General features: G+C 60.4%; 17 protein-coding genes, 2 tRNA genes and 1 riboswitch. Of the genes, 10 read left to right on the top strand and 9 right to left on the bottom strand.

Annotated features, from left to right (window positions below; genetic code table 11):
• Positions 1 to 5 precede the first annotated feature (5 nt).
• Positions 6 to 81, top strand: a tRNA-Ala gene (locus PG900_RS15220).
• Positions 82 to 115: 34 nt separating this feature from the next.
• A tRNA-Ala gene (locus tag PG900_RS15215) sits at positions 116 to 191 on the top strand.
• A 136-nt stretch (positions 192 to 327) separates the two neighbouring features.
• Here the strand turns inward: PG900_RS15215 and PG900_RS15210 are convergent.
• Positions 328 to 2,472 carry an ExeM/NucH family extracellular endonuclease gene (locus PG900_RS15210; RefSeq protein WP_270797653.1) on the bottom strand — a complete coding sequence of 715 codons (2,145 nt, stop codon included), beginning with the start codon at positions 2,470 to 2,472 and terminating at the stop codon, positions 328 to 330.
• Positions 2,473 to 2,768: 296 nt separating this feature from the next.
• Positions 2,769 to 2,854: riboswitch (cyclic di-GMP riboswitch) on the top strand.
• A 115-nt stretch (positions 2,855 to 2,969) separates the two neighbouring features.
• On the opposite strand from PG900_RS15210, the gene PG900_RS15205 reads away from it, so the two are divergent.
• Complete coding sequence (locus PG900_RS15205; protein ID WP_408770538.1) at positions 2,970 to 6,005, top strand: glycosyl hydrolase family 18 protein; 3,036 nt, start codon at positions 2,970 to 2,972, stop codon at positions 6,003 to 6,005.
• A 350-nt stretch (positions 6,006 to 6,355) separates the two neighbouring features.
• On the opposite strand, the gene PG900_RS15200 is transcribed toward PG900_RS15205, so the two are convergent.
• The 7 genes from PG900_RS15200 to PG900_RS15170 form a co-directional block, all read right to left on the bottom strand.
• Positions 6,356 to 7,591 (bottom strand): tetratricopeptide repeat protein, encoded by a 1,236-nt coding sequence (locus PG900_RS15200; protein ID WP_024943513.1) that lies wholly within the window; start codon positions 7,589 to 7,591, stop codon positions 6,356 to 6,358.
• An 11-nt stretch (positions 7,592 to 7,602) separates the two neighbouring features.
• A complete protein-coding gene (locus tag PG900_RS15195; RefSeq protein WP_024943514.1) occupies positions 7,603 to 8,238 on the bottom strand; it encodes an energy transducer TonB in 636 nt (211 codons plus the stop codon).
• 16 nt (positions 8,239 to 8,254) lie between these two features.
• Positions 8,255 to 8,662: an ExbD/TolR family protein gene (locus tag PG900_RS15190; RefSeq protein WP_010633018.1), complete on the bottom strand. Its 408-nt coding sequence runs from the start codon at positions 8,660 to 8,662 to the stop codon at positions 8,255 to 8,257.
• A gap of 67 nt (positions 8,663 to 8,729) precedes the next feature.
• On the bottom strand, positions 8,730 to 9,257 hold the full coding sequence (locus PG900_RS15185) for a MotA/TolQ/ExbB proton channel family protein (RefSeq protein ID WP_010633019.1): 528 nt from the start codon (positions 9,255 to 9,257) through the stop codon (positions 8,730 to 8,732).
• 10 nt (positions 9,258 to 9,267) lie between these two features.
• The gene (locus PG900_RS15180) at positions 9,268 to 10,641 is read right to left on the bottom strand and encodes a MotA/TolQ/ExbB proton channel family protein (RefSeq protein WP_270797655.1); all 1,374 of its coding nucleotides are present in this window, start codon (positions 10,639 to 10,641) and stop codon (positions 9,268 to 9,270) included.
• Positions 10,638 to 11,402 carry a DUF3450 domain-containing protein gene (locus tag PG900_RS15175; protein WP_016351821.1) on the bottom strand — a complete coding sequence of 255 codons (765 nt, stop codon included), beginning with the start codon at positions 11,400 to 11,402 and terminating at the stop codon, positions 10,638 to 10,640. The genes PG900_RS15180 and PG900_RS15175 overlap by 4 nt, the downstream gene beginning before the upstream one ends.
• Before the next feature lie 110 nt (positions 11,403 to 11,512).
• Entirely contained in the window at positions 11,513 to 14,119 is a 2,607-nt protein-coding gene (locus PG900_RS15170) for a TonB-dependent receptor plug domain-containing protein (protein WP_206818731.1), read from the bottom strand.
• 738 nt (positions 14,120 to 14,857) lie between these two features.
• On the opposite strand from PG900_RS15170, the gene PG900_RS15165 reads away from it, so the two are divergent.
• From PG900_RS15165 to PG900_RS15145, 5 genes are all read left to right on the top strand, one after another.
• Positions 14,858 to 15,883 (top strand): ABC transporter permease subunit, encoded by a 1,026-nt coding sequence (locus tag PG900_RS15165; protein ID WP_011707197.1) that lies wholly within the window; start codon positions 14,858 to 14,860, stop codon positions 15,881 to 15,883.
• Entirely contained in the window at positions 15,880 to 16,923 is a 1,044-nt protein-coding gene (locus tag PG900_RS15160; protein WP_181014829.1) for an ABC transporter permease, read from the top strand. The genes PG900_RS15165 and PG900_RS15160 overlap by 4 nt, the downstream gene beginning before the upstream one ends.
• A gap of 81 nt (positions 16,924 to 17,004) precedes the next feature.
• The gene (locus PG900_RS15155; protein WP_270797657.1) at positions 17,005 to 18,822 is read left to right on the top strand and encodes an extracellular solute-binding protein; all 1,818 of its coding nucleotides are present in this window, start codon (positions 17,005 to 17,007) and stop codon (positions 18,820 to 18,822) included.
• 25 nt (positions 18,823 to 18,847) lie between these two features.
• The gene (locus PG900_RS15150) at positions 18,848 to 19,891 is read left to right on the top strand and encodes an ABC transporter ATP-binding protein (protein ID WP_270797660.1); all 1,044 of its coding nucleotides are present in this window, start codon (positions 18,848 to 18,850) and stop codon (positions 19,889 to 19,891) included.
• A complete protein-coding gene (locus PG900_RS15145) occupies positions 19,888 to 20,889 on the top strand; it encodes an ABC transporter ATP-binding protein (protein WP_029299196.1) in 1,002 nt (333 codons plus the stop codon). The genes PG900_RS15150 and PG900_RS15145 overlap by 4 nt, the downstream gene beginning before the upstream one ends.
• 683 nt (positions 20,890 to 21,572) lie before the next feature.
• On the opposite strand, the gene PG900_RS15140 is transcribed toward PG900_RS15145, so the two are convergent.
• Complete coding sequence (locus PG900_RS15140) at positions 21,573 to 23,024, bottom strand: aminoacyl-histidine dipeptidase (protein WP_270797663.1); 1,452 nt, start codon at positions 23,022 to 23,024, stop codon at positions 21,573 to 21,575.
• Positions 23,025 to 23,942: 918 nt separating this feature from the next.
• Here PG900_RS15140 and gpt point away from each other — a divergent pair.
• Positions 23,943 to 24,410 carry a xanthine phosphoribosyltransferase gene (gpt, locus tag PG900_RS15135; protein ID WP_011707189.1) on the top strand — a complete coding sequence of 156 codons (468 nt, stop codon included), beginning with the start codon at positions 23,943 to 23,945 and terminating at the stop codon, positions 24,408 to 24,410.
• A gap of 119 nt (positions 24,411 to 24,529) precedes the next feature.
• Positions 24,530 to 25,798 (top strand): esterase FrsA, encoded by a 1,269-nt coding sequence (frsA, locus tag PG900_RS15130; RefSeq protein ID WP_011707188.1) that lies wholly within the window; start codon positions 24,530 to 24,532, stop codon positions 25,796 to 25,798.
• The last annotated feature ends 58 nt before the right edge of the window (positions 25,799 to 25,856 follow it).

Genomic DNA, 25,856 nt, shown 5'->3' with positions numbered 1-25,856 from the left:
CATTTGGGGTTATAGCTCAGCTGGGAGAGCGCTTGCATGGCATGCAAGAGGTCCGCGGTTCGATCCCGCGTAGCTCCACCAAATTCAGAGTGACTCAATGTCACTCACATATATCGGGGTTATAGCTCAGCTGGGAGAGCGCTTGCATGGCATGCAAGAGGTCCGCGGTTCGATCCCGCGTAGCTCCACCATATTTCGTAATGAAAGTAGAAAAGGCCACCGCACTGCGGTGGCCTTTTTGTTTTGTGCTCGGCACACCGGTTGTGCCGGCCGGCCCATAAAAAAGCCCGCATCGCTGCGGGCTTTTGGTTTGATGGCGATGGGTCATCAGCCGTGGCGACGACGCCAGGCCAGCGGCAGCAGCGCCAGCAGCAGGGCGCCCATGGCACCACCACCGCCGTTGCTCTCCTCTTTCAGCTTGAGGTCGACGATGATGGGGTCGTGGTCGGAGGCGCTGAACGGGTTGTCCGACTTGATCATGTCGCCGGTGAAGTCCCGGCCGTACTCGAACAGGTTGCTTTCGAACGAGTTGATGTGCCAGTCGGCCACGGCGATCACCTTGCCGGCCAGCGCCGGGTTGGCGAGGGCATAGTCCAGGGTGCCGAGCTCGGCCTCGTAGCTGTAGGAGATGGCCTTCTCCTTGTTGAACTTGACGTTCATGTCCACCAGGCCGTAGCTCTTGGCCACTTCGCTGCCGGTCTGCTCAAAGACCTGGTCGCCGAGGAAGGTCTGGGAGGCGGAGACTATCTTGCGCTGACCGTCGGTCGGCACATAGTCGGTCAGCACCCGGATCGCATCTTCCCGGGCGTAGGAGTTGAAGTCGCCCACCAGCAGCACCTGACCGGGCAGCTTGCTCACCGCCTCGCCCAACACCTTGGCGGCGCTGACCCGGAACTCGGTGCACTTGCCCTGCAGATCGGCCGGCTCCTTGCCGTCCAAGTTTTCCAGGCAGCCTGAACCCTTGGACTTCAGGTGGTTGACCACCAAAGTCAGCGGATCCTTGCTGCCTTCGACGGTGAAGGTCTGCACCAGGGAGTCACGCTGGGAGGCCTGTTTCTCGACCCCTTTGGCATCCAGGTATTTCTGCACCGGCAGGGTGATGACGTTGGCGTCCCCTTGCGGTGCCAGCTTGGCCGGCCGGTAGATCATGGCCACCATGATGGCGTCGCCACCGAAGTAGTGCTCGCCCTGCAGCAGCGCCTTGGGCAGGGTGACGAAGGCGTACTGCTTGCCCGCCTCTTTCTGCTGGGCGTTGAGGGCTTGCACCAGGTCGCTGATGGCGGAGTGGCTGTCAAAGCCGTTGTTCTCCATCTCCATCAGGCCGAGCAGGTCGGCATCCATCTCGGTGATGGCGTTGACGATCTTGGCGCGCTGTTTCTGGAAATCTTCCAGGTTCTTGGCGCCGCGGTTGCAGCCCTTGGCGCTGTCCGCATCCGCCTGATCCTTGCACAGCACGTTGAGGGCACCGCCCACGCTGGAGTGGCTGGTGAAGTAGTTGAGCACGTTGAAGCTGCCGACGCGCAGATCGGTGCCGTCGGCACGGGCCGGGGCGCTCTGGCGGTCGTTGTCGCTGGTGCGCAGCAGATCGCCGGCGGTGATCACCTGCTCCTGCGGCACGATCAGCCGGTACTCGTTGTAGCTGTAGCCCACCATGGCGTCCAGATTGACCGGGGCGTCGCCGATGCGCAGGTAACCCTGCTCAGGCTCCCAGGCCGGCAGCCAGGGCAGTTTGCCGTCGGCGGCCTTGAAGTCCGATTCGAGGAACACCCGGTTGCCGGCGTTGGCCTTGGCCAGCGCCTTGGCGGCCTTGCTGTCGGCGTCGTGCAGCTGGGTCGGTTTCATCAGCGGCGCCTGGTGGGAGAGCACCAGGTTGTTGCGCCGGGCGGCGTAGTCATAGCTGAAGTTGCGGCTGATTTTGAGCGCACTGTCGGCATCGAGCCGTACCCGCATCCCTTCGTGGCGCTCCAGCGCCCGGGCCAGGGTCTCGTTTTCCAGCACCCGCAGCGGGATGGCGGCCGGGACCGAGCCCTGGGCGACGACCTGCAGGCGCGGAGTGCCGCTGTCAAACACCGGCTTGAGCTGGGTGTGGTTGTAATACTCCTCAACCTTGGCCTCCAGGCAGACTTCGGCACCCGGCTTGATGTCCGGGTACTTGCTGGCGAAGTTCTTGTCGTTCAGGAAGACGAAGATGCCGTCCGAGGTCTGGGGGTTGCCGTCGCCCTGCACATCCAGCAGGTAGAACCCCTTGTTGAGGCTCTCGCCAAGGCCAGAGACCACCGCCTTGACCATGACGCTCTGGGGGCTTTCGAACTTGTCGGCGGGAATGAGCGGGCTCTTGTCGCCGCTGCCCTGAATGACCGGGATCGGGGTGAGGGCACTGTCGGCCGGGCAGCTGAAGCCGGCGGCATAGACGGACGGGGAGGCGAGCGCAAGCCCCACGGCCAGCGACAGCAGGGTACGTGTTCCTTTCATAACTGTTCCTTTTTTATTTTTTGCCAGTGTTTCCATAGCCTTGGCGCATTGGCCAAGGGCGCGCATTGTCACATTTCTGGCATGTCATACCAGTGAGCCAACGCACATTACGGGGATACAAATGAGGGCAATGCCGGTTTTTTTGACTTGGCTAACAGTATGAAATTAATGACAAAATAGTTATTTCGTCACATCAGTGAAAATGTGATCTGGCTGGCATCCACATATTTTTCCTCGAGAATGAAGATTGAGACTCGGCTGGTTGATTCCTATACTCGGCTTGTTCCTCACGGAACCCAGGTAAAGGGCAAACCGGTCGAGATGCCGGGACGCAATGCCTCCGGTCTTCAGATCGTGCGATCCAGATAGCGGGGCTTCCCAGGGTGAGGGTGACGTTTGTGGCAGGTCCATTGCCAGTTGTCTGCGCCCATCACGCAGGTTGCGCTTGTTCTTTGCCTTGGTGACCAATGCCAAGACAAAACAAGGAAGATAACAATATGCAACAGACCCTAAGGCCCAGCAGGCTTGCCATGCTGGTGGCTTTGGCTGCCATGCCCGCCTGGGCACAGGCCGCCTATCCCGCCTATCAGGCCGGTACCGCCTACAAGGCCGGCGACATCGTCAGCAACGTCGGCAATCTCTATGAGTGCAAAGAATTTCCCTACTCCGGTTGGTGCGGGGCCTCGCCCTATCACTACGCCCCCGGGGTGGGTGTGGTCTGGGCCGATGCCTGGAAACTCTATGGTGGGGACGTGCCGCCTCCGGCGCTCGGCGTAGCCGTCAGCTCGCCGGCTGCCGGCACCAGTTTCAACGAGGGGGCCAGCGTCGCGCTGGCGGTGACCCTGAGCGGCCCGGTGACGGCGCTGGTTCGGGTGGAATACCTCATCGACGGCAAGCTGGTGACCACGGCGAGCGCCTCGCCCTGGAACGGCAGCTGGAGTGCCGCCGGTGTCGGCGCCCACGCCCTCAAGGCACGGGCACTGGATAAAGATGGCAAGGTGCTGAGCGAGGCGGATTCGAGCTTCAACGTCGCCGCCGTGGTGGCGCCAGAGGCGCCCAAGGTGAGCATCAGCAGCCCGGCTAGCGGCGCCAAGGTGACCCTGGGTCGCAGCGTGGCGGTGAGCGGCAACGTCACCGATGCCAACAACGATGTCACCAAGGTCGAGCTGTTCGTCGATGGCAAGAAAGTGGGCGAAGACACCAGTGCCCCCTGGCAGGTGAACTGGACGCCCCAGAGCAAGGGGTTGGCCGGCCTCAAGCTGGTGGCGACCGACAAGGAGAACCTGAGCGGCGAATCGAGCCAGGTCGACGTACAGGTGGAAGAGGCAGCCCTGCCGCCCACCGGCGGCAACCTCTCCTGCGATATCCGTCAGATCTACCGCCCGGACGGTTACGAGTGCATGGGGGATGACCACGCCCGTCGGGTCATCGGCTACTTCACCTCCTGGCGTACCGGCAAGAACGGCTTGCCCTCCTATCTGGTGAGCGACATCCCTTGGGACAAGATCACCCACATCAACTACGCCTTCGCGGCGGTGGACGAGCAGAGCCACACCATCAAGGTGGACGACTCGGCGACCAAGATGACCTGGGACGGCGTGCCGGGTGCCGAGATGGATCCGGAGTTTGCCTACAAGGGCCACTTCAACCTGCTGTCGAAGTACAAGAAGCAGTATCCGGACGTGAAGACCCTGATCTCGGTGGGAGGCTGGGCCGATACCCGCGGCTTCTATACCGCCACCACCAAGGGTGACTGCTCGGTCAACAGCGACGGCATCAACGCCTTTGCCATCTCGGCGGTGAGCTTCATCCGTCAGTACGGCTTTGACGGGGTCGACGTCGACTACGAATATCCCACCTCCATGAAGGATGCGGGCAACCCCAATGACTTCCCGCTCTCCAACCAGTGCCGCGGCAAGCTGTTTGCCAACTACAAGGTGCTGATGCAGACCCTGCGCAGCAAGCTCGACAGTGCCGGCAGCGAGGATGGTCGCAAGTACATGCTGACCATCGCCTCGCCGGCCTCGGCCTACCTGCTGCGCGGCATGGAGAACTTCCAGGTCACCCAGTACCTCGACTACGTCAACCTGATGACCTACGACTTCCACGGCGCCTGGAACAACTTCGTCGGTCACAACGCCGCCCTGTTCGACAACAAGGCGGATGCCGAACTTGCCCACTGGGGCGTCTATACCCAGAGCCAGTTTGGCGGCATCGGCTACCTCAACGCGGCCTGGTCTGCCCACTACTTCCGTGGCGCCCTGGCGGCCGGCAAGATCAACGTGGGTGTGCCTTACTACACCCGCGGCTGGCAAGGGGTCAGCGGTGGCACCCACGGCCTTGCCGGCAAGGCAGCCCTGCCGAGCCAGAGCGATTGTCAGCCGGGTACCGGTGGCAGCACCATTCCGTGCGGCAACGGGGCGGTCGGCATCGACAACATCTGGCATGATCTCGACAAGAACGGCAAGGAGATCGGCGGTGGCGCCGTGCCCATGTGGCATGCCAAGAACCTGGAGAACGCCGCCAGCCTGGGTATCACCACCATGCCGAGCTACGGCCAGGCCTGGGGTCTGGATCCCAACAACCCGGCTCACGTGATGCAGGGCAAGTACGTGCGTTACTACGATGACAAGGCGCAGGCGCCTTGGCTGTGGAACGAAGAGAAGAAGGTGTTCCTCTCCACCGAAGATGAAGAGTCCATGGGCCACAAGCTCGACTACATCATCAAGCGGGGCCTGGGTGGGGTCATGTTCTGGGAGATGGCGGGTGACTACGCCTTCGATCCGGCCAAGAACGAGTACGGCATGGGCAGCACGCTGACCACGCTCGCCTACGAGAAGTTCGCCAAGGCAGCCAAGTACAACACCCAGCAGAACGATCTGGCGGCGCCAACCGCCCAGCTCGACATCGCGGTGAGCCTCTCCGGCTTCAAGGAGGGGGATTCCAACTACCCGATCAACCCGACTCTGAAGCTCACCAACAACTCGACCCAGACCATTCCGGGCGGTACCCGCATCGAGTTCCTGGTGCCCACCTCCACCTCCGATACCATCACCGACCAGAGCGGGATGGGGCTGAAAGTGGTGGAGAGCGGCGGCAACCAGAACTCCGACGGTATCGCCAACGAGAAGGACTTCCACAAAGCGGCCTTTACGCTGCCGACCTGGAAGGCGTGGGCGCCGGGCAGCGACGTGGAAGTGGCGATGACCTACTATCTGCCGGCCGCCGGTGTGCCGAGCGGTATCCGCATCATCAGCGGCACCCAGACTGCGGGCCTCAAGGCCGAGTTCCCGACCCTGCCGGAGGCCGTGCTGGGCAGCAGTGGTGGCGGTGAGAACCCGGGCGGCGCCACCTGCAGCAGCCAGAACGTCAACCCGGCCGCCTACAAGGCCTATCCGACCTGGCCGCAGGGGGATCACGCCAACGGTGGTGATCGGATGACCAACAACAAGGCGGTGTGGCAGGCCAACTGGTGGACCAGCAGCGAGCCCAAGGCGGGTGATGGCAGCTGGAAGCTGGTGTGCAGCTACTGAGTTGTCCAGGCTGCTGTACCAGCTGCGAGCTCAGAGCGGGCGATGGTAGCTGGAAACTGGTATGCAGCTACTGATGACCGCTTGAGGAGCAGGCCAGCACTCTGCCTAGCCTGTTCTCTCGCAAGGCAATGATCCAATCCGGAGCTCAGGCTCCGGATTTTTTTATGGCGGGATAATAAAGGCAGAGGCATAAAAAAGACCGCTCCGGGGAGCGGCCAATTGCCACCAAGGCAATCTGCGGGGTGACCCCCTTGTTGTTGACCGGCAGGGCGGGGAGGGTGCCCGTCCTGCCGGGTGTCATTGCGTGCCATGCCGGGAAAAAATCCCCCAGGCCGGCACGCCTGGGTTACTTATTGGGTGACTGCGCCGCCCTGCTGCTCTTTCAAGAAGCTGATCCAGGGCGACGCGCGGCCACTGACGTTGCCGTTCTGGGCAGCCTGAGTGAAGGCGCTGAGCGCCTCCTTCGGTTTTTGCTGCTCAAAATAGGCGACCCCGGTCAGGAACTTCAGATCCGCCCGCTGCTCGCCGCTGGCATTGGCGGCGGGCTTGGCGGCGAAGGCCACCAGATCCTGGTAGCGCTTGCTCTGGATCATCATGCGCGCCATCTTGAGCTGCAGCTCGGCGTTGGGGGCCAGCTTGTAGGACTTAGCCAGGGTATCGATGGCCGGGTCCAGCTCCTTGGCCTGGTGCCAGTAGTTGGCCAGCGCCTTGTAGTTGGCCGCGTTGCTCTCGATGGTCCCTTCCTTCATCGCCTTCTCCATCACGCGGGCGGCGCGATGGGGAATGCCGGCGAAGGCCAGGTAGTTGGCCAGACGCTGCAATTCGGCCGCCTCGGTCAGCATGCCGAGGTTGTAGGCCCCCTCCAGCGCTGCCAGCGCCTTGCCATCGTTGCCTGCCTGCATGTGCATGGCCGACAGCTGGGTCCAGTACTTCTTCTTCTCCGGATAGCGGTCGACCAGCGCGGTCAGCACCTCGGTGGCCGGCTTGTACTGTTTCAGCTCGTAGTGGGCCGCCATTTTGAGCAGATACCAGGACTCCGGCGCCTTGCCCGCGGAGAGCTTGATCGCGTTGTCCACCGCCGGAATGGCTTCCCGATATTGCTTGAGCTGCACATGGGCGTTGGCCAGCGTGATGTAGGCATGCGGGGTCGGCTTCTCGTCCTTGCCCAGGCTCGCGAACCACTGGTTCATGGTGCTGATGGAGGCCTTGAAGTTGCCCTCCGCCATGTAGAGCTGGGCCAGGTTGTAGCGCACCTGCTGGGCCACCGGCTGGGGCAGCCCGCCGGTGGCGATGGCGTCGGCGAAGTACTTGGTTGCCTGACCGTACTTCTCCTGCTGCGCCGCCACGAAGCCCAGGGTCTGCAGAATGACCCCCTTGTCATAGACCCGCTCGCCGGCGCCGGACAGCGCCTCCTGCAGCTTGGCATTGGCCTCGCCGTATTTTTTCTCGGTGATCAGTGCCTGCGCCTTGTTGACCGCGCGGTAGGCGCGATCAGAGAGAGCAGGCTGCTCGGCGGCCCAGCCGGCGGTGCTGAGCAGCACCGCCATGGCGACCGGGGCGAGGATCAGGGTATGTAACTTTTTCATCGCCACCTTCCTTAGTTGACCGCAAACTCGATTTCTTGCTGCATGCGGGTGGCCTGCGGCTTGCCATCGACCATGGCCGGCTTGAACGTCCATTTGGCGATGGTCTTGCGGGCCTCCTTGCCGAGGTCGTAGCTGCGGGGATCCTCTTTGACGATCCGCACGTTGCTGACGGTGCCGCGCTCGGTGACGGTGAACTCCACCAGCACCTTGCCGGAGGCGAGGCCGGCCAGCGCCGCCTTGCGGGGCATCATGGGCTCGAAGGTCGCCAGCGGAATGGCGCCGTTGTTGCCACCCATGCCGCCGCCACCACCGCCGGTGCTGTAGGCACCGAGGGCGTTGCCGCCACCGATGTTGACCGGGATGTCGAGTTTGGGCATGTCCATCGGCGAGCTCTCCATCTGCGGCCGGTCCGTGCTGGCCACTTCCATCTCGGGAGGGGGAGGGGGCCGGTTCGGGGGCGGCGGCTTGGGCAGCTCGCGTTGTCTCTCTTGCAGGGTCTCCTGAGGCTTGATGCGGATGAAGTCGGTCATGCTGACGTCCTCCTTCTCCACCAACTCCCGGTGATCCGGTGTGATGAGCTTGTTCATTCCCAGAAACAGGAAGAACACCACCACACAGGAGACCGCCAACGATATCAGGTATCTCATGGTGCTCGCTCCGGCATCAGCTGCTCTTGCTCGCCGCGATGGAGATGTTCTGGACACCGGCCATGCGGATCTGATCCATGACCTGGACCACCAGACCTGAACGGGATTCGGTATCGGCCTGGATCACCACGGCGCTCTCCGGGTTTTCGGCCCGCAGCCGCTCGATGTTGGCGCGCACGGCACCTACTTCGACGATGCGCTTGTCGACCCAGACCTGGCCGTTTTCACGGACCGCGACCATGATGTTCCCCTTCTTCACCGTCTCGGCCGTGCTGGCGCTCGGGCGGTTGATCTCCACGCCGGACTCCTTAACGAACGAGGTGGTGACGATGAAGAAGATCAGCATGATGAACACTATGTCCAGCATGGGGGTCAAATCGATGGCCGCCTCATCAGCACTGCTGTCGCTGTGACGTTTTCTCATGGCAAAAACTCCTTGCTTGTTCTGTGCCCCCGCCAGAGCCGGGCCCGGCGGGGGAGTGCATCCTGCATCAACCGTGTTTCAGGTTGTCTTCCAGCTTCTCGACCGCCAGCTTGGCCTTGTGATCGAGCTGGTTGACAAAAAACAGGCCGGAAAGGGCGGCAATCATGCCTGCCATGGTCGGTACCGTCGCCTTGGAGATCCCCGAGGCCATCGCTCGCGGTGAGCCGGTGCCGGTGATGGCCAGGGTGTCGAACACCTGTACCATGCCGACCACGGTTCCGAGCAGCCCCATCAGCGGGCAGAGGGCGATCAGCACCTTGATGACCGGCATCCCCTTGTCCACCGCCATGGCCACCCGGGAGACCAGCTCGCGCCGGATCTGCTTGGCGGACCAGGAGAGGTGATCGCTGCGGGCCAGCCAGGCGGCCTTGGTCTGCTTCACCTGCTTGGGGTAGACCGCCATGAAGTAGAACCAGCGCTCCAGCAGCAGGGCCCACATCATCAGGGTCAGGAAGAACAGGGCGACCAGTACGTCGCCCCCCAATCCCAGAAACCGGCGGACCGACTCGACTTCTTCAATCAACCAGAACCACATGGGTGACTCCTTACGCTGCGGCTTTGGAGGCGTGCAGACGTTCCTGGTAGCGGGCGACGAAACCGGCGCTCTGCTCTTCCAGCACCTGGATCAGACGACGGCTCTGGGTCTGCACGATGGTGTAGAGGAACAGCATGGGCACGGCGACCACCAGACCCTGCATGGTGGTGACCAGGGCTTCGGAGATACCGCCCGCCATCAGCTTGGGATCGCCGGTACCGAACAGGGTGATGGCCTGGAAGGTGGCGATCATGCCGACCACGGTACCCAGCAGACCCAGCAGCGGCGCGACCGAGGCGATCAGCTTGATGATGCTGATGCCCTTCTCGAACTTGGGCACGTTGCGCAGGATGATCTCGTCGAGCTTGGACTCCAGATCCTCGATGTTGTCGCCACGATGGCTCTGGTAGGCCCCCAGCATCTCGCCGATGGGGTTGCCCTTGATGATCTGATCGGATTTCAGCTGCTTGCGCATGGATCCGCCGATGAGGGAGAGGCGAGCGCCGCAGAACAGCGCCAGCAGGGTGCCGAGCACGCCGAGCACCATGATGACATAGCCCACTTCACCACCCTGGTCGATCCGCTCCTTCAGGGTCGGCGACTGCACCAGCAGGGAGAGGATCACGCCGCGGGACGGGTCGACGAAGATCGGCTTGACGCCGCCACCACCCCGTTCAAACTCGGCGATGGGCTCCAGCACCCCCTTGTCGGGCTGACGGGGCAGCTGTTCGAACTTGCCGGTCTCCGGCACGAAGGTCAGGTACTTGCCTTCGGAGACGGTGTTGAACTCGCCGATCTGGGTGACGGTCTTCTCGGCCTGGTTGCCCTCGCCATAGACCACGGTGGCCGGGATCTGGCTGACCTTGCCACCGTCGACCATGCGGCTGAGGGTGGTGGTCCAGAAGGCGGTCAGGTCATCGCTGGAGGGCAGCTCCTTGCTCTCGGCCAGGCGGGTCAGCAGGGCGGTCTGCTCCGGATGTTCGACCCGGCGGGCAGAGGCGTTGAAGATCCCCTTGAACTCGCCGGCGAACTGGCGCAGCACCCCGAACATCTCGCCCATGTTGCCGGCACGCTGGCGCAGGGTCTCGGTCAGCTCGGTCAGCTGCTTGTCGTTGGCATCGAAGGTGGCCTTGAGCCGCTCACCCTTGGCCGTTTCGGCAGCCAGTTCTGCCTTGGCCTTGGCCAGCAGAGCGGCCTGCTCGTTCTTGTCGGCCAGGAAGCGGGCTTCCCGCTCCTTGTTGAGCTGGGATTCGGTGGTGCTGGCGGCCTTGACCTGATTGAGCAGGGCGTTCAGGTCCACCGGTTTCTCGGCGGCGGTCACCGGCAGGGTGATCAGGGTAGCGCCCGCGATCAGCGAGGCGATGGCAAGTTTGATTCCTTTCATGATGCTTTCTCCGCAGTTTGAACCGGCAGCTTGATGAGGGCGGGGGGCGCCTGCTTCTTGGCGATGCGAAGGCCCTGTTCCACTGCACTGCGATACTCCTGGGGCAACTCTTCCCACTGACGGGTCTTCTTGTTCCACATGCCGGTCTCATTGCCGTCCGGGGACTGGTAGAGCAGGGCGATGCGGCCGACGCGCAGGAACTCGTAGGTCTTCTCGCCGCCATCCTTGGCCAGGCTGGCCTTGTAGGATTCGATGGTGCGGCTGAAGCCCTCCTCGATCTGGTAGGCCTCCAGGATCTTGCGGTACTTCTCGGAGATGGTGACGTCGGCCCGGTTCATCAGGTCGGTCAGGGCCGCGACGCGATCCTCCCGCTCGACCTTCTGGAACGGCAGATCCAGCGCCACGAACTGCTCGAGGGAGTCGATCATCTTGAGCATCAGCGGCACCACTTCGGTGCTGGTCTGATCGATCTGGGCGATCTGGCGCTGCATCGAGGCCAGTTCGCTGCTCTGGGAGTCGACCATCTTGCCCACCTGCTCGTTGTAGGTACGCAGGCTGTCGACCTGACGCAGGGCGGCCTTGTACTGGGCGAGGGCGGATTCGGCAGAGTCTGCGTAGTTGTCGATCTTCTGCTGGGACACTTTGGATGCATTGTCGGTGGCGGCTTGAGCGTCCACTGCCTGGCTGGCAGAGGCGGCGCTCAGATTGAAGCTGGTCAGCAAGGCAGCAGAAACCAGGCTGCCGAGGAGCGCTTTCTTCATTGTAATTGTCCTTGTTTTCATAGGATTACCCTATCTCCGTAACTTCCTTGGACGTTGGGCAAAGCCGGCCCGACCGGGCCGGCTTGGGTTTATATCTCAACGGGAGTTGATTAGAACTTCTGGGTGTAGTCGAGGTAGTAGATACGACCATCGATGCTGTACACATCTTCGTCGTAGGTGAAACCATCGCTCTCAAGAGACGGACCTACGTTGAACATGTTCTTCACACCGACCTGGATCTTGCCGTCCCAGGGGGCATCCACACCGACGTTCAGGTTCCAGGTGGTCTGGGAGGCGATATGACCCACTTCCTCACCGGTATCGGCAATGTAGTCCTGGCTCTGGGAGTCGATGTAGCTGGCGCTCAGGTAGGTGTCCATGTTCCACCACTGCGGCACATTGACCCCGACACCGGAGTTGAAGCGCAGCTGCGGCTTGCCGTTCTGGCCAATCTTGTCTACAACCGGCCCACCGGCATAAAGACCTTCCTTGTATTCCAGGATGTAGGTACCACCGAAGTCATAACGAATGGTTGCCACGTTCAGGTCGTACTTGTAGTCAGCCTTGAAATCCAGGCCGCTGGTGTTCAGTTCACCCAGGTTGACCATGGGAGCGATAGCGCCCTTGATCTTGCCTTGGCTGTTACGAGTGATGTTGCTGGAGCTGCCGTTGTTCAGTTCGTCATAGATGATGGACTGCAGAGAGTTCAGCTGGATGACGTCGGTGATTTTGACCGTGTAGTAGTCCAGTGACAGGTTCAGGTCATCCAGCGGGCTGTAGGCCACGCCGAAGTTCCAAGTGTCTGCGGTCTCTTCCTTCAGCTTTTCGTTTGAAGTCCGCGTGGTATCGTACTGTTTGTTGGGGCAAGCAGCAGCCGAGATACCGTTTGCTTCGCAATAGACATAGTCCTTGGCCCAGTCGGCCGAGAAGGAGTCTGCAGAGTAGAGATCACTCAGACTGGGAGCCCGGAACGAACGAGACCAGGAAGTGCGCAGCATCAGGTTGTCCAGCGGCTGGTAGCGCAGACTGGTCTTGGGTGAGAAGGCACTGCCGAAGTCGCTGTATTTGTCGAAGCGACCGGCGACGTTGAGCTCAATCTGATCTGTGATGGGTACCAGGGACTCGATGTAGGCAGCAGTCACGTCACGAACACCACCAGAGGAGTTACCGGCGGAGCCTATGATGTTGCCAGCTTCCGATTGGGCATCGTATTTGTCGGCATAGACCCAGTCGTTGTATTCGGCACCTGCGTACCAGCTGACCGGCCCTGCCGGCAGTTCTCCCATGTCCCACTGGACACCGGCATACCACTGGTAGAAGTCCATGGTGGAACGGCGGCTGGTGTCGGCGGCCATGGAGGCCGTGGTGGAGGAATCAAATTCACCACCGACAAACTTGCCATCCTCGATAGCCTTTTGGGCGGCAGACTTCAGCACATAGCCAGTGCCGTTTTCCTTGTTGTCGGTCTTGGAGTACATGTAGCCGGCATTCCACTGCATGTCACCAACGCTTTCAGTTGTGATGGTGCCCTCAAAGCCGAGGTTCATACTGCCAGTAGTGTCTGTGACCAAGTTGTCACGGGTACCGACGTTGTTGAAACGGTAGTAGGCGTAAGCAGCTTCGCCCAGTCCTTGGGTTGCCGCGGCATCCAGGCCGTTGTCGGTGAAAAATTGCGCATTCTTCGGGTTGGCAGGATCTATGGCAAAGGCGCCTGCAGCAGGTGCAAAGCGGCTAAAGCTCTCGACCCGGGAACCAATGATCTGGGGTACGAAATCGACGTTGTCATTGATGTGATAGCGGCCATTTACATAGAGGGTGTCACGGCTGCGGGACGCAGTCTTGGCAGCAACCTGGCCGTAGTTGAAGTTACAGCCACCATCAGCGTTTACAAAGGGGTCTTTACAGGTGCCATCAGGATTGGTGGAACCTGCCAGCGGGCCATATGTCCAGATAGGATCGCCATTGCCGTCCAGGCCTGTGATGCCTTCCACGTTGCGACCGTAAACGCTGGGTGATTCGTTGCCTTGTTTGGCTAGGTAGTCACGGTCACGGCTGTAGATGATGTCCTTCTTGTCGTGCTCATAGACAGTCATCAGGGAGCCTTTTTCACCGGTAATACCGGCTACGATGGAACCGCTCTTTTCGTCACCGCCGTCTTCGCTTGGGCTACCAATTCGCCCTTGGAAGGTCAGACCTTCGTAACCCTCTTTCAGCACCACGTTGATGACGCCACCGATGGCGTCAGAACCATAGATGGCTGAGCCGCCATCCAGGTTCACTTCCACCCGCTCAACAGCCGCCATGGGGATGGTGTTGAGGTTGATGGAGGTACCACCCATGGTAGGAGAACCGGCGACGCGCTTGCCGTTGAGCAGCACCAGGGTACGCTCTGAGCCAAGACCGCGCAGACCAACAGTAGACTGGGACTGGAAGGAGCTGCCGGAGGAGGGGGATACGCCGCCGAAGGAGTTGTAGGAGGCCTGTTTCAGGTAATCTGCCACGGTCTGCTGACCGGATTGTTCGATCTTGGCTTTGGTGACAGAGACAACCGGGGTGGCACCTTCCACGTCGACGCGCGAGATACGGGAGCCGGTGACCTTGATCTTCTGGAGTTTTTCGACGTTTTGACCCTCTTCGGCCAAAACAGGGGTGGCTACTACTGCCGCGCTCGCCAAGGCAAACGCTACGGCAGCAGAGAGTCTGCTTTTCCTAAGCATCGCTTATATCCTTCCTGGTTGTTTTTTTGTTTGCTTCCATACCGCCCTCGTTGGAGCGATGCGTAAGGCTTATCAAGCTTTGACGGTTGACGTCAATTGAGGCGGTGTGGATGGGGAAGGGGGGCGCAATAAGCTGACTATGTTTTAATACTTCCGGTTTCGCAGCGGTTTATTCTGACTTGATGATATTTTACGATGTGAAATCGATGTTAAAATGAGTGGTTTCCATTTTATTGATTAATTTTGAACTTATCGATAGGGGGGATGTCTCGCTAGTTTTTATATTGTTAACCAAGACTTTTTTAGCATTATTTTCTGTTTTGGTAGTGTGTTCGGCTGAGGTTCAGATTGCATTGTTGAGCCGGATTTCAGCTTGCCCATATAGAGAAGGGTGATTTAATTCTGTTTTATCATATCTTGTTGTTTTATATAAAAAAGATGTTTTTGTTTGGCTGTTCTTGTAAATTTGATTGAAAATTTAAACGTTATTTAAATTGTTCATGTCGCAGTTTTTTATCTTGAAGTTGGCTTTTTCATAAAAAACTCACAGTAAATTCCACGGTTTGCCAAAGGGGCATGTCATTCCCTTCGTTCTACTTGATTTTTGTTGCAGAGCTTTTACAGTGACCGAGCGGATAGTCTGTCAATAACCGGCTATCCAGTGAGTAATGCCAGGAAGGACAGGCCCGTCACCGGATGTGACTGGCCATAAAAGAACAACAAGGACGAGGTTCCACCATGCTGTCGTATTTCTTACGTCGGATGCTTTTGATCATCCCGACGTTTCTCGGTATCACCCTGCTCGTCTTCACCATCACCCGCTTCGTGCCGGGCGGCCCGGTCGAACGCATGCTGCTGCAAGCCCAGGTTTCTCAGAACGAATCGGGCCGCTCCAGCGGCAGCAAGGGGGCGCAGGCGCTCTCTGACGAGCAGATCGAGGAGCTCAAGGCCTTTTACGGGCTCGACAAGCCCATGCTGGTCGCCTATTGGGAGTGGCTGCAGAAGCTGGCAGTGCTGGATCTTGGCGAATCGACCCGCTATTACGAGCCGGTGTGGGGCCTCATCAAGGACAGGTTGCCAGTGACCGCCTTCTTCGGGCTGGCGACCTTTCTGCTCAGTTATGCCGTTTCCATCCCGCTCGGGGTGGCCAAGGCGCTCAGGCACAACAGCCGCTTCGATTCGCTCAGCTCCATGCTCATCTACATGGCCTATGCGCTGCCCGCCTACGTGGTGGGCATCTTCCTCATCACAGTGTTCGCGTTTCATCTGGAGTGGCTGCCCATGGGGGGCTTCCCGGGGGACGAGTTCGACGGCATGGAGAGCAGTTGGGATCAGATCCGCACCGTCTTCGCCCATGCCCTGCTGCCGCTCATCGCCTACGCCATCGGTGATTTCGCCATCCTCACCATGACCATGAAGAACAGCCTGATGGAGAACCTGTCGGCGGATTACGTGCGCACCGCCGTGGCCAAGGGGCTGCCGTTTCGCAAGGCGGTGACCGATCATGCCATGCGCAACAGCCTGATCCCCATCGCCAGTCACCTGGGATCGGTGCTCACCGTCTTCTTCGGCGGCTCCTTTCTCATCGAGACCATCTTCAACATCGACGGCATCGGTCTGCTCGGCTACGAGGCCATCGTCGAGCGGGATTACCCCACCGTAATGGGCATTCTGGCCATCACTTCCATGCTGATGCTGGTGGGCAATATCGTCTCCGACATCTGCGTGGCCCTGGTCGATCCCCGAGTACGGTTTGGAGAGTGAGCATGAACCCTGTCACCTTAAAAAAACTCAAGCGTTTCAAATCGATCAAGCGCGGTTACTACTCCTTCATCATCTTCACCACCCTGGTGCTGCTCTCCCTGCTGGCGGAGCTTTTGGTCAACAGCCGGGCACTGATGGTGAGCTATCAGGGGGAGCTCTATTTTCCCACCTATGGCGACGTGATCCCGGGTCAGCAGTTCGGACTCGATTACGAGTACGAGACCAATTATCGCCAGCTCAAAGCCAAATTCGCCACCGATGGCAAGGGGGATTGGGTGGTGTTGCCACCGGTACCCTGGAACCCCTATGAGCAGGATTTCAAGCAGGATGCCTACCCTCCCTATGCGCCGAGCCTGGCCGAGCGTCACCTGCTTGGCACCGACACCAGCGGTCGCGACGTACTGGCACGGCTGGTCTACGGCTTTCGCATCGCCATCGGTTTCGCCTTCATCGCGCTGGTGGCCAGCTATGCCATCGGGGTCACCATCGGCTGCATGATGGGTTTCCTCGGCGGGCGGTTTGATCTGGTGCTGCAGCGCTTTATCGAGATCTGGTCCCAGGTGCCGTTCCTCTACGTCATCATGATCCTGGTGTCGCTGGCCAAGCCCAATTTCGGCCTGTTCGTGGCCATCAACGTGCTGTTCGGCTGGATGGGCATCACTTGGTACATGCGCACCCTCACCTACAAGGAGCGGGCGCGGGACTATGTGATGGCGGCGCGGGCCCAGGGGGCCGGCACCGGGCGGATCATCTTCCACCACATTCTGCCCAACACCCTGATGATGATCGTGACCCTGGCGCCGTTTGCCGTAGTGGGCAACATCTCCACCCTGACGGCGCTGGACTATCTGGGCTTCGGCCTAGCCCCGCCCACCCCGAGCTGGGGGGAGCTGCTCTCCCAGGGCATCAACAACCTGGATGCCATCTGGATCGTGAGCTCGGTGGTGGCAGCGGTGAGCCTGGTGCTGATCATGGTCTCCTTCATTGGCGAGGCGATCCGCGAGGCGTTCGATCCGCGTAAATTTACCCGTTATCAGTGACCTGGGGCGGGCTTGTGGCCCCGGTTGCTCACCCTTGAATCGACAAGCCCCCAGTGCAGGGGTATGACCTGGAAGTCAAACATGAAAAATAAAATCAAATGGATAGGTGCTCTCTTTGTGCTGGTGAACGGCTCCTGGGTGTGGGCGGCCAGCCTGCCTGCGGATCTCAAGTGGGAGACCAATGACACCGACCCCGTGTTCGCCTCGCCCAAGGCGCTGCCGGGTGGCAGCATCACCATGTTCGTGGACAGTTTTCCACTGACGTTTCGCACCGTGGGGCCCGACTCCAACGGCGCGTTCCGCTCCTTCATCATGGACAACCAGCTGAGGCTCATCAGCTTCCACCCCAATACCGGCAACCCCATGCCGTCGCTCGCGACCCACTGGGCCATCGCGCCGGACAACCAGACCGTCTACTTCAAGCTGGATCCGCGCGCCAAGTGGTCCGACGGCAAGCCGGTGGTTGCCGATGACTACACCTTCGGCTACGAGATGATGCGCTCCAAGGACATCAAGGGGCCCTGGTTCAACAACTACTACACCACCGAAGTGGTGGCAGTGGAGAAGGTTGACGACCACACCATTCTGGTCAAGGCGGGTACCCGCAAGGCCAAGCTGGACCTGCTCAACACCACCGAGCTGTGGCCGCAGCCCAAGCACTACTACAAGCTGACCCCCAACTGGGTGAAGCAGTACAACTGGGCCGTGGTGCCCACCACCGGCCCCTACGTGATGAGCGACGTGAAGAAGGGCAAGTCCATCACCTTCAGCAAGCAGAAGGAGTGGTGGGCAAAGGACGATCGCTACAACCAGCACAGGTTCAACCTCGACACCATCAAGGTGCAGGTGATCCGCGATCACAACATCGCCTTTCGTCACTTCCTGAAAGGAGAGCTGGATACCTTCGAGATGATCCTGCCCAACTGGTGGCATGAAAAAGCGGTCACTCCCGAATACAAGCAGGGATACGTGCAGAAGGTGATGGCCATGACCGACACCAAGCAGGGCGGTCAAGGGCTGCATCTCAATATCGCCACTCCCAAGCTGGCTGACCTCAACGTGCGGCTCGGCATCCAGCATACCCTCAACATCGACAAGATGATTAAAACCGTGCTGCGTGGCGACTACGACAGAGCCACCACCTTCGGCTCGGGTTTTGGTGAGTTCACCGACATGCAACTGCCGGAGCGGGCCTATGACATCGCCAAGGCGCGCGACTACTTTGCCAAGGGCGGCTATACCAAGCCGGGGCCGGACGGCATCCTGCAAAACGACAAGGGAGAGCGGCTGACCCTCGCGCTCACCTACACCAGCCAGGAGCACTCCAAGCGACTGACCGTGCTCAAAGAAGAGGCCAAGAAGGCGGGGCTGGATCTGGAGCTCAACCTGGTGGACGGCGCCACCGGCTTCAAGGCGATGCTGGAGAAGAAACACGAGGCGGCCTGGATGGGCTGGGCCGGCGGTGGTCTCTATCCGCAGTATTGGGAGTCGTTCCACTCGGCCAACGCCAACAAGCCGCAGACCAACAACCTGTTCAACGTGGCCGACAAAGAGCTCGATGGGCTGATCGACGCCTACAACGTCGAGTTCGACATGGCCAAGCGGGCCGAGCTCTCTCGCCAGATCCAGCAGCGTATCTATGATCTCGCCATCTTCGTGCCCGGGGTGCAGCTCAACTACGTGCGGGCCAGCAGCTGGCGCTACGTGATGCTGCCCGAGGTGCCCGCCACCAAGAACACGCCGGATCTGCTCTACTGGCCCATGGATGGCTACCCTCACAGCAGCGGCGGCCTGCTTTGGCTCGATCCCAAGGTGAAGGAAGAGACCCTGAAGGCCAAGGAGGCAGGGGAGGCGCTGACGCCCATCAACCTGCTCGACAAGACTTATGCACGTCATTGATATGGCACAGAAGGGAGCTGCAGTCATGTCCAACACACAGGCTCCTCACCCGGGCACCCGGGATCATGGGAGGGATGGCCAGAGCAAGGCCCCGATTCTGGAGGTACGCGATCTGGCGGTGGAGTTTGCCGTCGATGGCGGCAAGATCAAGGTGCTCGACGGGGTCAGCTTCAAGGTGGCCCCCGGCCAGACCCTGGGGGTGGTCGGCGAGTCCGGCTGTGGCAAGAGCGTCACCTCGCTCGCCATCATGGGGCTGCTGCCCAAACCCCATGGTCAGGTGGTGGCAGGCTCCATCCGCTTTCAGGGGGAGGAGCTGCTGTCGCTTGCGCCGGATCAGATGTACAAGGTGCGCGGCAACCGCATCTCGATGATCTTTCAGGAGCCGATGACGGCGCTCAACCCGGTGCAGACGGTCGGCGATCAGCTGATGGAGGTGTTTCGCCTCCACCGTCCCGACTACAGCAAGGCCCAGCGCAGGGAGGCAGCCATCGCCATGCTGCAGAAGGTAGGGATCCCCGAGCCCGCCCAGCGCTTTGCCGTCTATCCCCACAACCTCTCCGGCGGCATGCGCCAGCGGGTGATGATCGCCATGGCGCTCGCCTGTGAGCCGGCGCTGCTCATCTGCGACGAACCGACCACGGCGCTCGATGTGACCATTCAGGCCCAGATCTTGGAGTTGATGAAGGCGCTGCAGGCCCAGACCGGCATGGCCATCATCTTCATCACCCATGATCTCGGGGTGGTGGCGGAGCTGTGCGACGAGGTGGTGGTGATGTATGCCGGCAGGGCGGTGGAGCAGGCCGACGTGTTCGAGCTGTTTGACCACCCGCGCCATCCCTATACTCATGGTCTGATGAGCTCGATCCCGCGGCTGGAAGATGAGCCCAAGAGCCTGCTCAAGACCATCAAGGGGCAGGTGCCCGCCCTGCACGAGATGCCGGCCGGATGCCGTTTCTCCAACCGTTGTCCTCATGCCACCGAGATCTGCGTGAGCGCCATTCCGGCTACCGAGCAGCTCGCCGAGCGGCATGGGGTGGCCTGCCACCACTGGAGGGAGCTAGCCGTATGAAGACGCTTTTATCGGTGCGCGACGTGAAGCAGCACTTCCAGCTGGGCGGCGGCTTGTTGCGCAAGAAGTACCATGTCTACGCGGTGGACGGCATCAGCTTCGATCTCAAGCAGGGGGAGACGCTGGGGCTGGTGGGCGAGTCCGGCTGCGGCAAGTCGACCCTGGGGCGCACCCTGCTCAAGCTGTTCGAGCCGACCGCCGGCACCATCACCTTCGAGGGGCGCGACATCACCCACCTCTCGCCCAAAGAGATGCGATCTTTGCGCCAGGAGATGCAGATCGTGTTTCAGGATCCTGCGGAATCCCTCAACAGCCGCCACACGGTGGGGCAGATCCTGGAGGAGCCCTTCGTCATCCACGGCAAGGGCAACGCCGAACAGCGGCGGGTCTGGGTGCAGGAGTTGCTGGAGAAGGTGGGGCTGCCCGGCAGCGCGGTGGATCGCTATCCCCATGAGTTTTCGGGCGGCCAGCGCCAGCGCATCGGCATCGCCCGGGCTATCGCCCTCAAGCCCAAGCTGCTGGTCTGTGACGAGGCGGTGTCGGCGCTGGATGTGTCGGTGCAGTCCCAGATCGTCAACCTGCTGCTCACCTTGCAGCGGGAGATGAACCTCGCCATCATCTTCATCGCCCACGACCTGTCGGTGGTCAAGCACATCTCGGATCGGATTGCGGTGATGTATCTGGGCAGGATCGTCGAACTGGCCGAGGCCCAGTCGCTCTATCTGGCACCCCGGCATCCCTATACCCAGGCGCTCATTTCGGCCATTCCGGTGCCGGACCCGCGCCGGCGCAGCCAGCGCATCCTGCTGACGGGGGATGTGCCGTCTCCCATCTCGCCGCCGAGCGGCTGCCACTTTCACCAGCGCTGCCCTTACGCCGGCGAGCTGTGCCGCACCAAGGCGCCGAGTCTGCAGCCGTGCGACGGGGCCGGTCATCAGGTGGCCTGCCACACGCCGTTGCCGCTGGCCGAGGTCATCCCCTTGGGAAAGGCGGTATGATGCCGGTGCCCGCATCGCAGCAAGATGGCACGGGAAACAGCGAATAAAAAATGGGGCCTGCGGGCCCCATCTTCATGGTTGGAGTTCAGGTTTGGCCGTGGAACATCTGGCCAGGGCAGGACAGCTCCCCCGCAAGGGGATGGCTGCTGTGTGGATTGTTGTTTCTTGTAATTTTACTACTTAAATGTTCGATCACGCTTTCACGAAATTGCCCGCTGGCGGCATCAGGCGCCATAGCGGAAGTAGTAGTTGCGGGTTGCCGGCGCATAGGTATCTTTCTCTACGACGCCTTTCTTGCTGGTTACACCCTTCAGGTGGAACAGGACTGCCAGATTCTCAAACATATATTCACCTCATTGCTCTGTCGTTGATTTGTTATCTGTGACCTGGGTCACGCTTTGATCCTATGGCCTTCTGTGAGCTGGATCAACTTTTTGTGTTGTAAATTTACATAAATCATAGAAAGGGTTTTCAAATCCAAGGTTGCTTATGGAGACGGTTTCAGCAGGCTCTCAAGTTGTGTACTTGATGGCCGACTGACGGGGTGAGCAGCGGATGGGGGCGCGGCAGAGTAGTCTGGCGGTCTTGAGGGGAAACATTCCAGGGGTGGGTGGGAGCAGGCAAAAAAATACCCCGCACCTGGCGGGGTATGTGGTGTGGCCGGTCGGCCTTGACCTGCAGGCTTATTTGGCCGGGATCTGTTCCAGCACGTGAACCAGCAGTTGCCAGAACCGCTCGACTGCCGGGATGTGCACCTTCTCACCTGGGGCGTGGGCGCCGCGGATGGTCGGGCCGAAGGAGACCATGTCCCACTCCGGGTAGGCGCTCTTGAACAGACCGCACTCGAGGCCTGCGTGGATCACCATGACATTCGGCATCTCGCCGAACAGGGTCTGGTAGCTGTTGCGTACCAGCGCCATTACCGGGGAGTCCACGTTCGGTGCCCAGCCCGGGTAGGCGCCGGTAAACTCGCAGCTGGCGCCAGCCAGATTGAACAGGGAGCGGGTCATCTGTTCGACGCTCTCGCGACCGGAGTCGATGAGGGAGCGGATCAGGCACTGCACATACACTTCGCCATCCTGGGTCTTGATGACACCCAGGTTGATGGAGGTCTCGGTCACGCCCGGGATGGCATCGCTCATGCGGATGACGCCGTTCGGGCAGGCCATCAGGGAGTCCAGCAGGCGGGCCTGCAGGGACTCGCTCATCAGCTGGGCCGGTTTTTCCTGGGATGTGAGCAGCACGGTCAGGTTGGCTTCGGTGGCGGCGAGCTCGCTCTGGTAGATGCCGGTATAACGGTCAACCAGGGCCTTGAATTCGTTGACGCTGGCGGCGGGCACCAGCAGCTTGGCCCGGGCCTCGCGCGGGATGGCGTTGCGCAGGGTGCCGCCATGGATCTCGGCCAGACGCACGCCCAGCGGCTCGGCGGCCTTGAGCAGACGCACCAGCAGCTTGTTGGCGTTGCCGCGGCCGCGATGGATGTCGACCCCGGAGTGACCGCCGCGCAGGCCCTTGACCTGCAGCTCGAAACCTTCACCCTCGGTAGCGGCAACCAGCTCCAGCGGGAAGCGGATATTGGCATCCACCCCGCCGGCGCATCCCATGTAGACCTCACCATCCTCTTCGGAGTCGGTGTTGAGCAGGATCTCGCCCTCCAGCCAGCCCGCTTCCAGACCGAAGGCGCCGGTCATGCCGGTCTCTTCGTCGGTGGTCAGCAGCACTTCCAGCGGACCGTGCTTGATGGTCTTGTCAGCCAGCACGGCCAGGCAGCCAGCCATGCCCATGCCGTTGTCGGCGCCCAGGGTGGTGCCGCGGGCAGTGACCCATTCACCGTCGATGTAGGCATCGATGGGATCCTTGGTGAAGTCGTGCTGGGTGTCGGCGTTGGCCTGCGGCACCATGTCGATGTGCGCCTGCAGCACCACGGCCTTGCGGTTTTCCATCCCCGGCGTGGCCGGTTTCTTGATGATGATGTTGCCGACGGCATCTTGCTTGACCGCCAGACCTTCCCCTTGGGCCCATTGGACGATCCAGGCGCTCAGCTGGGCTTCGTGCTTGGAAGGGTGGGGGATAGAGCAGATCTGTTCGAAGAAATGCCAAATCAGTTTGGGAGAGAGAGAACTAAGCTGTGCCACGTCGGGACTCCTTACCAGCACGGAAGATGACAGGGCCCCGGTAGCGGGGCGAGCAAGAGGATAACGATAATACAGTCAATCACACAAAAATGTGAGCGATCAGCGCAAATTGCGGGCGGCTTGTGCTGGCAAGCGGGGGAATGGCAGCGTACAGCTCCGGTATGGACGAAACGAACCAGCACAAAAGAAAATTTGTGACTCGCATCACAAAAACATTGAGTTTATGGCGCCGGCTGGTAAATTAACGACCGTGGTTCGCCACCCGTCAGGATGACGATGAATGCCTCCAGGGAACCGAAGCAAAGCAAGTGCGCCTCCATGGAACCGAGTGTCCGTTCAAGGATCTGAACCCGCATTAAGGTACGTAACTTGTTAAGCAATCAGGAGTTTATGATGTCAGGCAGCAATTCAACCTATTGGTTCGCCCAGTCTCTTTATACCCAGGGTTTCAACTATCCGAACCCCTACGCCAGCCGCCGTTAAGGCAGGTTGCCGGCCGGGCTGACAGGCAGATCGAAAACAGCAGGCGAGTGAGGAACCCATCCTCCCCCTGCTATTTTTTTATCTGCTGCTCGGCAAGCGTCGCCCGGGAGAGGGAAAAAGAGGGAGTCAGCCGGACTTGCTTCGATTTTTTTCCTGCATTTCGCATACGTTTGCCAGTCAATTTATCCGCAAACGATGGTATCATGCCCGCCCAACAGCCTGTCTGCGGTCCTGCCCCCTCTGTGACATGACCGCCAGCTCTGCCCATCCTGCTTCCATTGCATCTGTTTTTGCTGCCGAGGGTCTTCTCCCGAGGCGGTCGTGGTGCAAGCCGAATTTGGGAAAAAGGGCCGTCAGCATTAACGAAATCACGTGCGTCAGCACGGGTTTTCAAGTCGTAAGTGATTGTTTTTATAACTCGTTGAGATCGATAGCATGCCAAAAAAATTCTACGTATCGTGGGACAACCTGCAACGTGAAGCGCGCCGTCTGGCCCGTCGTCAACTGCCCGTCAGCCAATGGAAAGGGATCATCGCGGTCAGCCGTGGCGGCCTGGTACCGGCTGCACTGATGGCGCGTGAACTTGGCATCCGCAACGTCGAAACCCTCTGCATCTCCAGCTATGACCACAACAACCAGCGTGATCTGGTGGTGGTGAAGGCCGCCACCACCGCGGGTGACGGCGAAGGCTGGCTGGTGGTGGAAGATCTGGTGGACACAGGCACCACCGCCAAAGCGATCCGCGAGCTCTACCCCAAGGCCAAGTTCATCGCGATCTTCGCCAAGCCGATGGGTGAGCAACTGCTGGATGACTTCGAAGTCGCCATTCCGCAGGACACCTGGATCGAACAGCCGTGGGATATGGCGCTGGAGTTTGCCACGCCGATCTGCGACGAAGAGTAAGCAGCGAATCAGCTTCACAGGGCTCCTATATGGAGCCCTGTTTTTTTGTGGTGCAACTGGCTGCCGGGCGGGAAAAGTGGTTAAGATGGAGCCATTGCATGACAGTATGAGTAATAGCTTTGGACTTGAACGACGACCTTAACCTGACCGAGAAGCTCTTTACCCGGGTAAAAAAGGTGCTGGAGACCTCGGAAGTCTCCAACTCCAGCCCGGTCGCGGAGCAGGATGACAATGTCGATGAGACCTTCATCGACGGTTCCATGTCATCGCGCTGGTATCGTCTGCTGCGCCGGCCGACCTGGGCCTGGCAGGGGGCGGACCCGGTCGAGGTGGAGCAGACCCTGGCCTGCATCGCCATGGGAGAGGGCGAGCGTACCCACGAGCGCTTCCTGGATACCATCAAGGGTTATGTGCCCGGCAACTGGGTCTATGAGTGGAGCCAGCTGGCCGGTCGCTACTTCAACCGGGGGCGCGAGCTGGTGGCACAGGGCGAGCGAGCAGCGGCACTGAAAAGTTTGCTCAAGGCGGTGCGCTACTACTCCATCGCCAGCTATCCCCATCTGAAGAATGACGAGCTGGCGGATCAGGCCCAACTGCTCGGCAACATGGCCTACCGCGAGGCGGGACGCCTGTTCAAGGTGCCGCTCAAGGAGCTGCAGGTGCCGTTTCGCGGCAAGCACATTCAGGGCTACCTCCATCTGCCGACCACCGACAAGCCGGTGCCTCTGGTCATCGTCAGCGGCGGCATCGATTCGCTGCAGGTCGACTTCCTCAATTTCTATCTCAAGTGCCTGGAGCCCAACGGCATCGGCATGCTGTCGCTCGACATGCCGGGCATCGGCTATGCCGAGCACTGGCCGTTGGTGCAGGACACCAGCCGGCTGCACCAGGCGGTATTGAATCATCTGTCCGAAGTGGCCTGGGTCGATCACCAGCGCATCGCCATGGTGGGTTTTCGCCTGGCGGGCAATGTGGCGGCACGGCTCGCCTTCATCGAGCCGTTCAAGCTCAGGACCGTGGTTTGCATCGGCGCCGGCGTCAATCAGGTGTTTACCAATCAAGAGATGTTTGCCCGCTGCCCGCGCATGATGCGGGACGGGCTGGCCAACCGGCTGGGGGCCGATGCAGCCCAGTGGGAGTCGCTGCGTACCAAGTGCCAAGTATTTTCACTCAAGACGCAAGGATTGCTGGGGACTCGCACTTCCGTGCCGATATTGAGTATTGGACACAAGAAAGATTTTATTTGTCCCGAGCAGGATGTCCGGGCATTGGCGTCCGCCAGCCGCAACGGCAAGGCGGTGGTGTTCGACAAACAACCCTTGCTGGAGGTATACGACGAGGCGTTGAAAGAGATGGTCGACTGGCTCAAGAAGCACCTATGTACATGATATAGCGCTAAAATATAACGTCATCCCAGGGTGATGTGGCTTGTTCAACAGGGAGGTT

The organism is Aeromonas sp. QDB03 (genome assembly GCF_027707985.1).
GTDB lineage: Bacteria > Pseudomonadota > Gammaproteobacteria > Enterobacterales > Aeromonadaceae > Aeromonas > Aeromonas hydrophila.
The sequence above is the reverse complement of the archived record's forward strand: the minus strand, read 5'-3'. Positions and strand labels throughout refer to the sequence as shown.